General features: G+C 44.1%; 11 protein-coding genes. 9 read left to right on the top strand and 2 right to left on the bottom strand.

Annotated elements, in window-relative coordinates:
- Positions 1-114: 114 nt before the first annotated feature.
- Positions 115-2007 carry a phosphoglycerate dehydrogenase gene (gene serA, locus D2V05_RS18430; protein WP_119649004.1) on the top strand — a complete coding sequence of 631 codons (1893 nt, stop codon included), beginning with the start codon at positions 115-117 and terminating at the stop codon, positions 2005-2007.
- Between the two features lie 105 nt (positions 2008-2112).
- Here the strand turns inward: serA and rlmH are convergent, their stop codons facing one another.
- Positions 2113-2586 carry a 23S rRNA (pseudouridine(1915)-N(3))-methyltransferase RlmH gene (gene rlmH, locus D2V05_RS18425; protein ID WP_119649403.1) on the bottom strand — a complete coding sequence of 158 codons (474 nt, stop codon included), beginning with the start codon at positions 2584-2586 and terminating at the stop codon, positions 2113-2115.
- Between the two features lie 93 nt (positions 2587-2679).
- Here rlmH and nadC point away from each other — a divergent pair, with 93 nt between their 5' ends.
- Genes nadC through priA form a run of 3 tightly spaced genes read left to right on the top strand, consistent with a single transcriptional unit; the run spans position 2680 to position 7049 of the window.
- Complete coding sequence (gene nadC, locus D2V05_RS18420) at positions 2680-3537, top strand: carboxylating nicotinate-nucleotide diphosphorylase (RefSeq protein WP_119649003.1); 858 nt, start codon at positions 2680-2682, stop codon at positions 3535-3537.
- Positions 3538-4560 (top strand): YihY/virulence factor BrkB family protein, encoded by a 1023-nt coding sequence (locus tag D2V05_RS18415; RefSeq protein ID WP_119649001.1) that lies wholly within the window; start codon positions 3538-3540, stop codon positions 4558-4560.
- Between the two features lie 32 nt (positions 4561-4592).
- Positions 4593-7049, top strand: coding sequence for a replication restart helicase PriA (gene priA / locus D2V05_RS18410; protein WP_119648999.1), 2457 nt, complete (start codon positions 4593-4595; stop codon positions 7047-7049).
- Here the strand turns inward: priA and D2V05_RS18405 are convergent, their stop codons facing one another.
- The gene (locus D2V05_RS18405) at positions 7050-7742 is read right to left on the bottom strand and encodes a LytR/AlgR family response regulator transcription factor (RefSeq protein WP_119648997.1); all 693 of its coding nucleotides are present in this window, start codon (positions 7740-7742) and stop codon (positions 7050-7052) included.
- 236 nt (positions 7743-7978) lie between these two features.
- Here D2V05_RS18405 and rpsF point away from each other — a divergent pair, with 236 nt between their 5' ends.
- The 5 genes from rpsF to D2V05_RS18380 all read left to right on the top strand — a co-directional run bounded on the left by rpsF (position 7979) and on the right by D2V05_RS18380 (position 15029).
- Positions 7979-8317 carry a 30S ribosomal protein S6 gene (rpsF, locus tag D2V05_RS18400; RefSeq protein ID WP_119641296.1) on the top strand — a complete coding sequence of 113 codons (339 nt, stop codon included), beginning with the start codon at positions 7979-7981 and terminating at the stop codon, positions 8315-8317.
- 3 nt (positions 8318-8320) lie between these two features.
- A complete protein-coding gene (rpsR, locus tag D2V05_RS18395; RefSeq protein WP_072882551.1) occupies positions 8321-8617 on the top strand; it encodes a 30S ribosomal protein S18 in 297 nt (98 codons plus the stop codon).
- A 13-nt stretch (positions 8618-8630) separates the two neighbouring features.
- On the top strand, positions 8631-9083 hold the full coding sequence (rplI, locus tag D2V05_RS18390; RefSeq protein WP_119648995.1) for a 50S ribosomal protein L9: 453 nt from the start codon (positions 8631-8633) through the stop codon (positions 9081-9083).
- A gap of 222 nt (positions 9084-9305) precedes the next feature.
- Positions 9306-11513 (top strand): TonB-dependent receptor, encoded by a 2208-nt coding sequence (locus tag D2V05_RS18385; protein WP_147378311.1) that lies wholly within the window; start codon positions 9306-9308, stop codon positions 11511-11513.
- Between the two features lie 114 nt (positions 11514-11627).
- Complete coding sequence (locus D2V05_RS18380) at positions 11628-15029, top strand: fibronectin type III domain-containing protein (protein WP_119648992.1); 3402 nt, start codon at positions 11628-11630, stop codon at positions 15027-15029.

Genomic DNA, 15029 nt, shown 5'->3' with positions numbered 1-15029 from the left:
AAATTGAAAGCGTTTTTTGATTTATCCACAATTCTGTAAGGTTTTTAAAAAGATGCGATTACAAGGAATGAATTAATATGTAATTTTACACTTTAATTTTTTTTGAAGTGATTCATGGTGGAAGCGGGACGAAAATATGTTTTCGATTTTGATAGTACCTTGACCAGGGTAGAGGCCTTGGATGTCTTGGCTGAAATGACCTTGCAGGGAAACCCCAAAAGGGAAGAGATCGTGAAGGAAATCCAAAAGATTACCAATTTGGGCATCGATGGCGACATTTCCTTTACTGAGTCCTTGGAGCGTAGGATCCGTTTATTGAATGCCAATAAGGCGGACCTTCAAAACCTGGTGGCCGAGCTTCGTCAAAAAATTTCCCGTTCCATAGCATCCAACAAGGAATTTTTTCATGAATATTCTGAAGATATCTATGTGATTTCCTGTGGGTTCAAGGAGTTTATCGATCCTATTGTTGAAGAATACAACATCCCGTCCGATAGGGTATATGCCAATACCTTCAAGTTTGATGAAGAAGGAAATATCATCGGTTTTGATGAAACCAATGTATTGGCGGCCCACAACGGAAAAATTGAATGTTTGAAGAAATTGGATCTCGATGGAGAGGTCCAGGTCATCGGCGACGGCTATAGCGATTATGTGATGCGCGAGGCTGGTATCGCCCATAAGTTTTTTGCCTATACTGAAAACGTGCACCGTGAAAAAGCGGCAAGCAATGCCGATCACGTGGCACCTAACCTAGATGAATTTTTATTTGTGAACGATTTGCCAAGAAACCTGTCATACCCAAAGAATAGAATCAAGATCCTTTTACTTGAAAATGTCCACCCCGCTGCTTTCCAGAACCTATCCGAGGAAGGTTTTTCCGTGGAATTGGTAAAGCATAGCCTCTCCGAGGACGAACTTATAGAACGCTTGAAAGGCGTACATGTGTTGGGCATCCGATCTAAGACCCAGGTGACCAAAAAGGTACTTGATGCTGCCAATAAGTTGATGGTCATCGGTGCCTTCTGTATCGGTACCACACAGATTGACCTTGATTACAGTAGAAAAAAGGGAGTGGTGGTTTTCAACGCGCCGTACAGTAACACCCGTTCTGTGGTGGAGCTTGCCGTGGGGCACATTATCATGCTCATGCGGAACATTTTTACCCGCAGTAGTGAAATCCACAATGGGGAGTGGAACAAAACCGCTACCAACTCTAGGGAGGTTAGAGGCAAGAATTTAGGTATTGTGGGCTATGGCAATATAGGAAAACAGATGTCCGTTTTGGCTGAGGCCATTGGTATGCGGGTGTATTATTACGATGTGGCCGACCAATTGGCTTTGGGGAATGCCGTAAAATGCAACAGCTTGGAAGATCTGTTGTCCGTTTCCGATGTAGTGACCCTACACGTGGACGACAATAAGGCCAACAAAAACTTTATTGGGGAACGAGAGATCAACCAAATGAAGGACGGAGCTATGCTCATCAACCTATCCCGAGGATTTGTGGTGGATATCGATGCCCTTGCCGTAGCATTGAAGAGCGGAAAATTAGGCGGTGCCGCCGTGGACGTTTTTCCTGTGGAGCCGGCAAGCAATGGAGCATTCGAAACACCGTTGCAAGGTTTGCCCAACGTAATCTTGACCCCACATATTGGTGGTAGTACAGAGGAAGCGCAACGCGACATTGCTGAGTTCGTGCCCAACAAGATCATGGATTATATCAATTCGGGAACCACTGTGGATTCCGTAAATTTTCCCAATATTCGATTGCCCAAACAGAACAAGGCGCATCGCTTTTTGCACATCCATAAGAATGTACCGGGCATCATGGCCAAGATCAATGAGGTGTTGGCCAAATATGGCCTCAATATTACCGGTCAGTACCTTTCCACCGACCCAGAGGTGGGTTATGTGATCACGGATTTGGATCGTGAGTACGACAAAGAGGTGGTGAAGGAATTGAAGAACGTGGAAAACACCATCAAGTTTAGGGTGCTTTATTAATCGATTCAGGACCGCTTCGCTTTAGGATGCAGGAACAAAGACATTTTGACTGTTGCCCCCTGATTTTGTCTTTTGAAACTTGATACTTGTTCTTGAATTTGTGAATTACTGATGGTGATACGGTTCGTTCCGTAAAATGGTGAACCCGCGGTAGATTTGTTCCACCAAGAACAGGCGGACCATTTGGTGCGAAAAGGTCATTTTGGACAAACTGATTTTTCCCGAACATTCGGCATAGACTGCTTCACTGAAACCATAAGGGCCTCCAATCACTAAAACCAAGTTTTTGATTCCGCTGTTCATTTTCTTCTGAAGGAAATCGGCAAAGTCCATGGAAGTGTATTGTTTGCCCTTTTCATCTAGTAATATGAGGGTGTCAGTAGGTTGCAATTGGGCCAAGATCAGTTCACCTTCTTTCTCTTTTTGTTGGGCTTCGGAAAGATTTTTACTGTTTTTGATGTCGGGAATGATTCGGAATTCAAACTTGATATAATGTTGGAGTCGTTTGGCATATATCGATATAAGTTCTTCCAACTCAGCCCTATCCGTTTTCCCTATGGCGATCAAAGTTATCTGCATGCCCAAAAATAATGATTCGGGCAAAACAATAAGCATGTAATTGGCGTGGCCAAGGAGCAATGTTTTTACTATTTTCGTTGAAACCCCAAGGAAATGATATCCGAAGAACAATTTCAAAAAGAACTTTATTTGATTATTGCCAACGCCGTCCGTGAAGATGTGGGCGATGGCGATCATAGCTCATTGGCCTGTATTCCGGCCACGGCGACCGGTAAGGCAAAACTATTGGTGAAGGACGAGGGCATCATTGCAGGGGTAGATTTTGCCCGAATGGTGTTCCAATACATCGACCCCAATTTAAAAATGGAAGTGTTGCTGCAAGATGGCAGTCCTGTTAAATATGGCGATGTGGTCTTTTATGTGGAAGGTAGTTCCCAAAGCATCCTAAAAGCGGAAAGATTGGTACTTAATGCCATGCAACGGATGAGCGCTATTGCCACCAAGACTCATGATTTTGTTTCCCTTTTGGATGGCACCGACACCAAGATTTTGGATACCCGAAAAACCACGCCCGGTATCCGGGCTTTGGAAAAGTGGGCCGTGAAGATCGGGGGAGGGGAAAACCATCGATTTGCCTTGTACGACATGATCATGTTGAAAGACAACCATATCGATTTTGCAGGCGGGATTACCAAGGCCATCCAAAAAACACAGGAGTACCTTCAGGAAAATGGGAAAGACTTAAAGATTATTGTAGAGGCCAGGAATCTTGATGAAGTAGATGAGATTTTGAAGTCATCAGGGGTACATCGAATTCTGCTGGACAATTTTGATTACGAGGAAACCCGTGAAGCCGTCAAGAGAATTGGTGACCAATGCCAGACCGAATCGTCAGGTGGGATCAATGAGGAGACCATTAGAACCTATGCCGAATGTGGAGTGAATTATATTTCGTCAGGAGCTTTGACGCATTCCGTTTATAATATGGATCTAAGTTTAAAAGCCGTGTAGATGTCCGAAGCAATTGAAGAGCAGTTGGAAAAAATACCAATTCTCAATTGGGCGGTTCGTCTATTGAAAAAAATCAAGCTCAAGGCTTTTGAAGGACTCTCTTTTTACGATCTTATCGAAATGTACCTTTTGGGCATCGTTCGGGGGGCGGTTTCCACACGGGCCAGTTCCATTGCCTTCAGTATCTTTTTGGCTTTATTCCCACTTTTGATTTTTCTAGTGACCCTGATTCCCTTCATCATTCCGTACGTGAGTGTGGGCAATGCAAATTTTGATCACCAATTTCTAGACTTTTTGGAATCTTTTCTTCCTTCGGCAACCAGTGAATATTTCGGGGATATTTACCAGCAGATTAAAGATCAAAAGCAAGGAGGTCTTTTGTCTTCCGCTTTCATTTTGTCCATCTTTTTAGTGGCAAACGGCGTGAATGCCATATTTGGAGGGTTCGAGAATTCGTATCATGTGGAGCTGACCCGTAATTTTTTTCGTCAATATGCCTATGCCTTAATGGTGGGACTCATTCTCTCCATTCTTTTGATTATTGGCGCTGTGGCCTTTGTCTATTTTGAATTCTATATTGTGGAATACACCAGTGAGTATTTAGGTAAAAAATTGGGGTATGATGTGGCCAAGGGTGACACCGTCGGCATACAGGTGGCCAAGATTTTGTTTTTCCTATGTCTTTCCTACCTTACTACTGCCATTCTGTATTATTTCGGTACAGCGGAAGGTCGAAAAGCACGGTTTTTTTCTGCTGGTGCCTTGATGACCACCTTACTTTTTTTGTTGACCTCCTATCTTTTCGGAATCTATGTGGAAAAATTTGCCCGCTACAATGAACTGTATGGCGCCTTGGGAGGGCTATTGATTTTGATGGTCTATATTTGGTTGAACTCCAATATTCTACTCTTGGGATTTGAATTGAACGCCACCTTGAATTCTTTAGGGCGAAGTCATCGAAGAAAGCAAGAAGAGAAAGCTAAAAAACTGGAAGAGCAGCCTCAGGAACTCGGTGAAGATTAAAAAATGAAAGCTTGGCATAACTAGGATAGTGTATGGACTTTTTTTTGGATGTTGTACTGCCCATTCCCTTGGAAAGACTTTTTACCTATAAGATCACACCACAAGAAGCTGATTTTATAAAAAAAGGGATGAGGATTGCAGTACCTTTCGGCAAATCCAAAATATATACCGCGCTTGCTTACAGGGTGCACAGTGAAGCCCCCATTGCCTACGAACCCAAGGAAATTTACCAGATTTTGGATGAAATCCCCTTGGTCAATGAATTTCAACTAAAACATTGGGAATGGATAGCCGAGTACTATATGTGTACTTTGGGAGAAGTGATCCGAAGTGCCCTACCCAGTGCCTTCATGTTGGAAAGTGAAACTTTGGTCTTGTTGAACAAAGAGGTCCAAGTGGATGAAATGGACCTTCAGGATGATGAGTTTTTGGTCTTTGAGGCCCTTCAACACCAATCGCATTTGCAAATAGGTGAAATCAGCGACATTGTGGACAAGAAGAATGTACTATCCCTTGTTAATAGACTGGTACAGAAAGGAGTAGTGCTTCAGAAGGAAGAACTGTATGAGCAGTACAAACCCAAAATGGTGCGTTATGTAAAGCTTTCGGACACCTATTGTGATGATGCAAAATTAGAGGAATTGCTGAATGAGCTCTCCCGTGCACCCAAGCAAAGTCAGGTAGTACTGACCCTTTTCCAGATTCAGGCCAAAAACAAAAAACCGATACCGGTAGATGACTTGGAAAAGGAAAGTGGCAGCTCCAAGGCGGTGATCAAAGCTTTAATTGACAAGGGGGTACTGGAGGAATACCACATCAGAAAGGACCGAGTGGATTTTGAGGATACTTCCGAGGAATCCCGAAATATCTCATTGAACGAATATCAGTCCAAGGCATTGGATGCCATTCAAGACTCCTTTGAAGACAAGAAACCAGTATTGTTGCATGGTGTCACTTCATCAGGAAAGACCGAAGTTTATGTAAAATTGATTCAACAATGCTTGGATAGAGGCCAACAGGCGTTATATCTACTGCCCGAAATCGCGCTGACTTCCCAACTGATCAATAGGCTACAGCATTATTTTGGGAACAAGGTTTCTGTATATCATTCCAAATACAGCATTCATGAAAGGGTGGAGGTGTGGAACAATGTATTGCACAATGCCGAAAAGGCCCAGATTGTCATCGGTGCCCGATCCTCGTTGTTTTTACCCTATTCAAACCTTGGTTTGGTAGTGGTGGACGAAGAGCATGAGAGTTCTTTCAAACAGTTTGACCCAGCTCCGCGTTATCATGCCCGAGATGCGGCCATTGTTTTGGCTTCGCTCCACAGTTCCGATACCGTTTTGGGGTCTGCCACCCCGAGCATAGAGAGCATGTACAATGCTAAATCGGGAAAATACGGGTATGCCGCCATTCCTTATCGATTCGGAAACGTATTGATGCCCGACATCAATTTGGTGGATATCAAAGAAGCCACCCGAAAGAAACGGATGAAAGGGCATTTTTCCGAAATTTTGATCAATGCGATTGCGGAGGCCTTGGAAGAAGGGGAGCAGGTGATTCTTTTCCAAAACCGAAGGGGGTTTGCCCCTGTAGTGGAGTGTACCACTTGTGGCCACGTGGCCCAGTGTCCCAATTGCGATGTGAGCCTTACGTATCATCAGCACCGGAATCAGTTGCGCTGTCATTACTGTGGATACCATATGGCACTACAACAAGCTTGTCTGGCCTGTGGCAATGCCACTTTGGACAAGAAAGGGTTCGGTACGGAACAGATCCAGGAAGAATTGGGGCAACTTTTCCCCAAAGCAGTAGTGGGTCGTATGGATTTGGATACCACTAGGGGCAAATATGCCTATGAAAAGATCATTTCGGCCTTCGAAAACCAAGAAATGGACATTTTGGTAGGTACCCAGATGGTAACAAAAGGTCTCGACTTTAGGAATGTAAGTTTGGTGGGCATCATGAATGCGGACACCATGCTCAATTTTCCGGATTACCGTGCCCATGAGCGTAGTTTTCAAATGCTCACCCAAGTGGCGGGTAGGGCAGGGCGTACCCAAAAACGCGGCAAGGTGTTGATCCAGAGTTATAATCCTTATCATCAGATCTTGCAACAGGTCACTACCAATGATTACGAAAAAATGTTCACCGAGCAGCTGTATGAAAGGGAACAGTTTAAATACCCACCTTTGGTGCGTATCATCAAGATTACTTTAAAGGATAGGGATTTCAATAAATTGAACGAGGCTTCGGATTGGTTGGCCAGTTCGTTGCGAAATGTGCTCAAGATTCCGGTACTGGGTCCTGAATATCCACCAGTGGCCCGCATCCGTAGGGATTATTTAAAGAACGTCCTCATCAAGATACCTCGTGAGTACCCACTGGCACAAACAAAAAATAGCATTAAAAGGATCGAACGATCTTTTAATGCTATTTCCAAGTATAAAAGTGTAAGACTGGTCTACAATGTGGACCACATATAATTATACGTTGGCAAGTGCTTCAGCCAGCTCGGTTTTTTTGTTTCGGCTCAATGGAATCTGTCTTCCCCCAACCTCAACATTTTTACTGTTGAACTTTTCTATCTTCTCCAGATTCACAATATAAGACTTGTGGATACGAAGGAATTTTTCGGCAGGCAACTGCTTTTCGAAAGACTTCATGGTGGAGAGGATTACAATATTGGCCTCATCGGTCACCAATTTGATGTAATCTCCCAACGCTTCGATCCATTTAATGTCGTTTAAAATAACCTTACGTTTTTTAAGGTTGCTTTTTACAAAGATGTGCTCTTCATCCTCATCCACCCTGTTCATTTGCTCAAATTTGGCAACGGCTCTTTTTACAGAGGCTTCAAAACGGGCCAAGGTGATGGGTTTGTGGAGGTAATCGGTTACGTCGTAGTCAAAAGCTTTAAGTGCATAATCAGGTTTTCCTGTGATCAAAATAACCTGTGGTGGGTTCTCTAGGGCCTCTAAAAGGTCAAAACCACTAATGATAGGCATTTCTACATCGAGGAAAATAAGGTCGATTTCGTGGTTTTTCAGGCCATTTTTGGCTTCAATGGCGTTGCTGTATTCAGCAACCAAAGCAAGATGTGGATGATTGTTGACCAATTTAGCAACGGCCATCCGCTGCATGGAAGAATCGTCTACAATTATACTTTTTAATTTCATAGAATGGGGTGATTTGTAGGGTTTTAAATCATCGGCAAATTACACAAAAATGACGGTTAAGAGCAACAAAAGATGTAAACATGGTTTATTTTGTTGTGTATATTGCCATATACGTTATTTAGGTTTATCGGTTTTTTCATTGTTGATAACTCTTGTACTTTAAACGAAGTTTTTTAGCTTTTCTTGCAAGGCGAAAGAAATATTACTACTTTTGCGCTCCTTTAAAATATATAATAATGAACCATTACGAAACTGTTTTCATTTTGAATCCCGTTCTGTCTGAAACACAGATAGAGGAAACAGTCAAGAAATTTGAGGATTTTTTGATTAACAATGGTGCCAAAATGGTCTCCAAGGAAGATTGGGGACTTAAGAAATTGGCCTATCCCATTCAGCACAAGAAAAGTGGCTTTTACCACTTGTTCGAATTCACAGCCCCTGGTGAGGCCATCGGTCCTTACGAGGTGGAATTCAGGAGAGATGAGCGCGTTATGCGTTTTTTGACCGTTAAGTTGGACAAGCATGCAATTGCTTGGGCAGAAAAACGTAGAACCAAATTAAAAGCAAAGGCATAGGTTATGGCATCTATTGAGCAACAAGCAAAAGCAAAAAAAGACGGGGAAATCAGATATTTGACCCCGTTGAACATTGAGACCAACAAGCAAAAGAAGTATTGTAGGTTCAAAAAATCAGGTATCAAGTACATCGATTACAAAGATCCTGATTTCTTGATGAAGTTGGTGAACGAGCAAGGAAAATTGCTTCCTCGCAGACTTACCGGTACTTCCTTGAAATACCAGAGAAAAGTGGCCCAGGCCGTTAAGCGTGCCCGTCACATTGCGTTAATGCCGTACGTTGGCGATATGTTGAAATAAAAAATACCGAAGAATGGAACTTATTCTAAGAGAAGATGTACAGGATTTGGGATTTAAGGATGATATCGTTTCCGTAAAGAACGGTTACGGCAGAAACTTCCTAATCCCACAAGGTTTGGCTACATTGGCCACTCCATCAGCCAAAAAAGTTTTGGCCGAGAACCTTAAGCAAAGAGCCCACAAAGAGAAGAAAATCGTTGATGAGGCCAACAAGATTGCCGAAGCCCTAAAACAATTGGAAATCCGTATCGCTGCCAAGGCTGGTGCGGGCGATAAATTGTTCGGATCTGTGACCAACATTGATTTGGCAGAGGCTTTGGACAAAGAAGGACACCAAATCGAGCGAAAGTTCATCAACATTAAAGGTGGAGCGATCAAACGAGTGGGGCCTTACGAAGCGGTCATCAGACTTCACAGGGAAGTTGTAGTAGAATTTCCTTTTGAGGTTGTTGCTGAAGCGAAGTAATATACTGTAATAAGTATTTGGAAATAAAGAGGGCTATGTTCGCATAGCCCTTTTTTTATGCCATATTCGAATTTAATTTTTAAGCTGGACAATGTCCAGCTTTTATTTTTTTCAACAAAATCAATTCATAATGGGCAGACATAAACTCAGGTTGGTGATACATCAAACGGATTCATTTTAAGTGGATCGATATTGTATCATTGGAAAATTAACCAACCTAAATTGTACAGGCTACTATTTCCATTCTTTATGTGCGGTTTCTTTGGCCTGTCACAAAGTATTGATTTGGACCGATTGGGCAAAGCAAAGCTTTTCAACTACAGTGGGGGCCTATCGGCCAATGGTGTTTTTTATGACGGAACGGCCAATCGCCAAGCTTTTACCTATTATTTGGCTGGGAACCTAAATTTCAGCATTGCTGAACTGTACAACATTCCCTTATCCTTTGCATACAGCAACCAAAACTTTGATTTTTCCAGCCCTTTTAAGCTGAATCGATTGAGCTTGAGCCCATCCTATAAATGGATCACGGCACATATTGGGGATGTGGCCATGAGATTCTCACCTTACACCCTAAACGGTCATCAATTTACTGGAGTGGGTGTTGATATATCACCCAATGGCCCTTTTAAGTTTAGTGCCATGTACGGAAGGTTGTTGAGAGCAACCGAGTTTGACCCCGATCAACCCGAAAATATTGTGGCTTACTATAGAAATGGGTACGGCCTAAAGGCTTCCTATGCTTTTGAAAAGGTCAACTTGGGGATGATTTTTTTTAAGGCGACTGATGATGAAAACTCTTTAAAGCAACCTTTTCCCTTTGAGCTGGGATTATCGCCAAAAGACAATGTGGTTGCTTCGCTTGAAACCAATTTTAAGGTGTTGGAAAAAGCGGACATCAAGGTTGAATATGCTGTTTCGGGTATTACCGAAGATGTGAGGGTCAAAGACCCTAGAAGTAAAAAAGGACCATTCTCGCTATTTCTAAATGAGAATGTCACCACCCACTATTTCAAGGCTTTCAATACGTCTTTTGATTATAGGGCAGGCAATGGTTCAATGGGAGCCAAGTATGAACGTATAGATCCAAATTACAGGACATTTGGAGCCTATTACTTCAATAATGACCTTGAAAATATAGCCTTAAACGCTTCACAGACCATCTTCAACAATACCTTGAACATTGGGGTGAACGTAGGTCTTCAGCGAGACAACCTCGACAAGGCCAAATCCTCCGACATGAAGCGGTTGGTGAGTTCCATCAACCTTAGTTATACACCCAACGAAAAGCTCGGCATCAACAGTTCCTTTTCCAATTTTCAATCTTATACCAACATTCGGGATCAGTTTGATTATATCAACCAAGTAGGGGAGTTCGACAATGTGGATACTTTGAACTACAGGCAGATTTCAAAAAACGCAAGCTTGGGACTCAATTATGCCCTAAAACAGACCGATACCCGGCAATACAGGGCCAACATCAACTTGGTTTATCAAAATTCCAACAACCAGCAAGATGGCAAGACCATGGAGAATGGAGCGAGCGAATTTTACAATGGAACGGTTTCCCATTCCTGGGGGTATCCCAAAAAGGCACTTACCATTATCTTGGCCGCGAATTCTTCGTATTCCAAATCGGGCGAAACGGATACGGGCCTTACTCTTGGGCCTACTTTGGGTCTGACAAAACAGTTGTTCGATAAAAAGTTGAGGACCAGTTTCTCCGCATCCTATAATACATCGTTTGCCAATGGGGAACAGCAAAACCAATACTACAACTTGCGGTTGGGAGGCAATTATACTTGGTTGGAAAAGCATGTGTTCAGTTTAAATGTGCTATCCCTTTTCAGGAATACTCCAATCATAGATAACACGGATTTTACCGCAACTTTTGGTTACACCTACTCCTTTGGCAGTGCAAATAACAAAGGAAAGAGGGGCATTGCCAATTCTGGGAATGTTCCAATAGAAACACTGTACACTTTTAGATACCGGGATGTTATATACAGCGGCACCCCTTCCGAATTGGACCAGCAACTGGAAAACTTGCTCCAACAATCAGGTGATTTGCCTCAAGTTAAAAAGGAAGAACTTAACATGCTTTTGACAACCCTACGGGAACATCATGGCAAAAGTGATTACAAGGAAATTGCTATCAATTTGCTTAATGAACTTTATCATTTCAAAGATTTTAAAAAGCGATACGAAGAGGTCTTTTACAGCGAATTGAAATCCATTATGAAAGATGTGCAGGAAAAAGGAAATGTGCCGGAAGTTGAGCGGGAAAAAATGGGAAGCAGTCTTTCGGAGTTTGGCCAAACCTTGATGCCCATTGCATATGAAAGATTTCGAGAAGATATCGAAGAGATTGGCTTGACAGATTACATCAGAAGAGCAGTAACGGATTTTATGCAAAATGAAGGCTGGTAGGCAAAACGTCACCCTGAACTTGTTTCAGGGTCGCATTGTGAAGCGTTGGATAAAATGATAAAACCATAAACAAAGGCAGCGTTGGCCCCAAGCCTGCCCCCTAAATACCTACTTATGAGAACACCCGAACACAGAACCATGGGGAAATGGCTTTTTACGGTCGTCCTGTTTACCATGATTTTCATGATAGGGCATGTGTATTCCCAGACCTATCCTGTTCAGGTTCTGGCCCAGTACAATCCGCCTACACCCATATATTTGGCTGATTTTGCCAATACTGGTACCCTGAACGGTCCCCTCAGGGTACAGATGGTGCTCAACGACCTTCAGATTGCCAACAGACAGGTGCGCCTGCAAGTGTCCTTCGAGGGGAACGGCATCAGTTTCAAGAGTAGGGAAAATGTGATCGGTGCCGCCCCTCTGTTCCTAGAAGGTGGACTTCCCTTGGTATTGGACCACACGGGATTGGCCCCGTATTTCGAATTCGGGAACATTGTGGGCATACCACCCAATGTATACGGCAGCGCCATTCCCGATGGGGCATACCAGGTCTGTTTTGAGGTCTACGATGTGCTCACGGGCAAAAGGCTCTCCAATACCGCCTGTGCCACCATGGGCGTCTTCCAGAACAGTCCGCCCCTGTTGGTATTGCCGGAGAACGGCAGCGACATGGTGGAGCGCAACCCGCAGAACATCATCTTCCAATGGACGCCCAGGCATACCAATGTGAGCCAAGTGGAATACGAACTGAGCTTGGTGGAAATTTGGGACAACGCCTTGGACCCGCAAGCGGTCTTTTTGGCCTCCACGCCCATGTTCACGGTGACCACCGGTGCCACGAGCTACCTCTACGGGCCAAGCGACCCCATGTTGCTGCCCAACAAAAGATATGCCTGGCGGGTACAGGCCAAGGCCAAACAGGGTGCTGAGGACATCGGGATGTTCCTGGACCAAGGGTATAGCCAGGTATTCTCTTTTGGCTATTCGGAAGGTTGCTACCTGCCCAATGGCATTCGGCATGAGGTAAAGGGGGCCAACCAGGCCAATGTGTTGTGGGACGACCCCAGTATGGATGTGCCCGAGTTCACGGTACGCTACCGGACCAAGGGGGAGGGGAACGAGTGGTTCTTGAACCGCACCACGGCCAACTGGACCACCCTGTGGGACCTCAAGACCGGGACCACCTACGAATACCAGGTGCAAAAGGCCTGTACCATTGCCGAAAGTGGGTGGAGCCCCATACGACAGTTCACCACCAACCTGCAGACCGAAGAGGAAGACCTGTACCAGTGCGGGGTGTCGCCCAGTGTGGAGATCACCAACCAAGACCCCTTGCCCGACCTGAGTGTGGGCGAAAGCTTTATGGCGGGTGATTTTCAGGTGATCGTGAGCGGGGTGAATGGCGGCAACGGCTATTTTACGGGCACGGGCCAAGTGCGCTTACCGTACTTGGGCAATATAAAAGTGGCGGTAAGCTTCACCAATATATTGGTGAATACGGACAGGCAGCTGGCCCATGGGACTGTGGTCACAGAGTTCGACCCCACCATGGGCAATATTTTGGATACGGGCGGTGTGGTGCAGACGGTAGGAGAGTTGGGCGAGGCTGTTGGGGAGCTTATTGTTTCCATTAGGGATTTATTGGAAAATTTCAACGGAACCCCGGAACAGATAGAGCAGTTACAGGCCGAAAACCAACAGCAGGGAAGTTATGTGGAGGAACTGCTTGCTGATGAGTCCATTCCCCAGAATGTTAAGGACGAATTGGCTGCAAACTATAATGCCTATAATGCCTCTAGCCAAAATCTCATCGAAGAGGCAACGCAGGGCGGCCCCAATCCTGATGGCTATGATACTGCCAATCAATTGCAGGCATTCAATGACCTTGAGGCAAGCATTGAAAAAGCGGAGAGTTATAGGGGGGAAGAAATTGTCTTTGGCGATGCCGAAGGTTATACATTTAAAGAAGGAACGGGAACAGAGGTTGTTGTCTATGTATCGCCAGCTGGAGTTCCAGTGGTATTGCCTACCCACGCACTCCCAAAATTTTATACCGTTACCGATAATCCCATAACGGCCTATGGCTCGCTGATTGGTTTTACTATTGAAGATGGCCCTAATGCGGGTATATACAATGGGTATAGAAGGGGAAATGAGTTCACGGGCTATAAAACCTCCAAAGGTGATGAGCCCTATGCGTTCGGGGAACTGCCAAATACCAGTAACATACAGGTAAGGACCATTGGGGGCAGCGACTGTATCTTTTTACTCTTTGGGGGACAATACCAACCCGATAATATAAACCCATTTGGTACGGGAAACCTCTCAATGGATTGGGACAAGGGAATACAATGGGAGGTTTTGTTCATTGGGGAACAGAATTATACCACCTGTATTCCCCCTTTGGATTATGATGGCTTTACCGAGTATTTCATAGGGATTTATAACCCATTTGGCCATGGAGGTTTTTTACGAAAGGTCATTGCCTCGGATGGCAGTGTGGCTCATGTGTACTCCATTGCCGACCAAGAAAGCGGTTGGATAATACACTATCAGTACAATAATGGCAATGGAAGATGGGAGCCCATTGCGGTACCTGGGTACAATGTGGACACTGCGGCCGCCCTTGATTATTTGTTTGGGCAGGTGTTCTCCTCTGCGGCGGGGCATTTGGTGCTGGATATGGCGGGAATGGTGCCAGCTGCCGGGGAATTATTTGATTTTGCAAATGGAATATGGTATACCATTGAGGGCGACGGTACCAGTGCAGCCATTTCTTTTGCCTCCACCATACCCTTGGTATATGCCACCACGGTGAAAAATGTGGGAAGGGTAATAAAGCTTGCCGATGGCTCTTATCAAATTCTGAAATTATCGAGTAAGGAGGCCGAAGCTTTTATAAACCAATTAAATAAACTTAATTTAGATGATGATGCCTTAAGGCTGCTTAACCAAGATTTGAATAACAAAGCCTTTGCGGAGGCTGTTGGGAAGAATCCCGAACTGCTTGATAGTTGGAGATTATTAGATAATCTTGGCGCTGATGAAGTGTTGAGGAACAGCAAAGAGGCTTTAGAGTATTTTACCAATGGCCGAACTGATAAAATTTTGCTTGATGTTGAAGAATTATTGGGCGGACATTCCAAAGCTAGGCATGGAGCGCAATTAACCATGGCAGAAATGGAACAAAGGGTTTTAGGAACTCATCCAAGTATGGGACAATCAAGGTCAGCATTGAAATTTGATGGTGATTTGTTGCATGAAGATGCAGTTAGTCAAGCTTTTAATTCCAAGAAAGCTGATATTGAGGCCCACTTTAATTCAGGACAAACAACTAATTTTGAATTAGAATATGATTTTGGAAGTCAAGTGGGGACAGGCTACACGAATACCGGTACTTTGAGTGAGCCAACATCTTTTGCTGTAAAATCAACCAAAGTTAAACTAGTGTTTAAGGCCGACCCAACCAATCCCACAGGATATATATTACTAACTGCTTATCCTTCATACCCATAA

This window comes from Flagellimonas pelagia (genome assembly GCF_003584135.1).
Lineage (GTDB): Bacteria > Bacteroidota > Bacteroidia > Flavobacteriales > Flavobacteriaceae > Flagellimonas > Flagellimonas pelagia.
The sequence above is the reverse complement of the archived record's forward strand: the minus strand, read 5'-3'. Positions and strand labels throughout refer to the sequence as shown.

What these genes read in the sequence shown, in the direction of transcription:
- rlmH (WP_119649403.1), bottom strand. Translation starts at nt 2,586, where the DNA reads ATGCAGATAACTTTGATCGCCATAGGGAAAACGGATAGGGCTGAGTTG.
- rpsR (WP_072882551.1), top strand. Translation starts at nt 8,321, where the DNA reads ATGGCATCTATTGAGCAACAAGCAAAAGCAAAAAAAGACGGGGAAATC.
- D2V05_RS18405 (WP_119648997.1), bottom strand. Translation starts at nt 7,742, where the DNA reads ATGAAATTAAAAAGTATAATTGTAGACGATTCTTCCATGCAGCGGATG.
- rplI (WP_119648995.1), top strand. Translation starts at nt 8,631, where the DNA reads ATGGAACTTATTCTAAGAGAAGATGTACAGGATTTGGGATTTAAGGAT.
- priA (WP_119648999.1), top strand. Translation starts at nt 4,593, where the DNA reads ATGGACTTTTTTTTGGATGTTGTACTGCCCATTCCCTTGGAAAGACTT.
- D2V05_RS18415 (WP_119649001.1), top strand. Translation starts at nt 3,538, where the DNA reads ATGTCCGAAGCAATTGAAGAGCAGTTGGAAAAAATACCAATTCTCAAT.
- nadC (WP_119649003.1), top strand. Translation starts at nt 2,680, where the DNA reads ATGATATCCGAAGAACAATTTCAAAAAGAACTTTATTTGATTATTGCC.
- serA (WP_119649004.1), top strand. Translation starts at nt 115, where the DNA reads ATGGTGGAAGCGGGACGAAAATATGTTTTCGATTTTGATAGTACCTTG.
- D2V05_RS18380 (WP_119648992.1), top strand. Translation starts at nt 11,628, where the DNA reads ATGAGAACACCCGAACACAGAACCATGGGGAAATGGCTTTTTACGGTC.
- rpsF (WP_119641296.1), top strand. Translation starts at nt 7,979, where the DNA reads ATGAACCATTACGAAACTGTTTTCATTTTGAATCCCGTTCTGTCTGAA.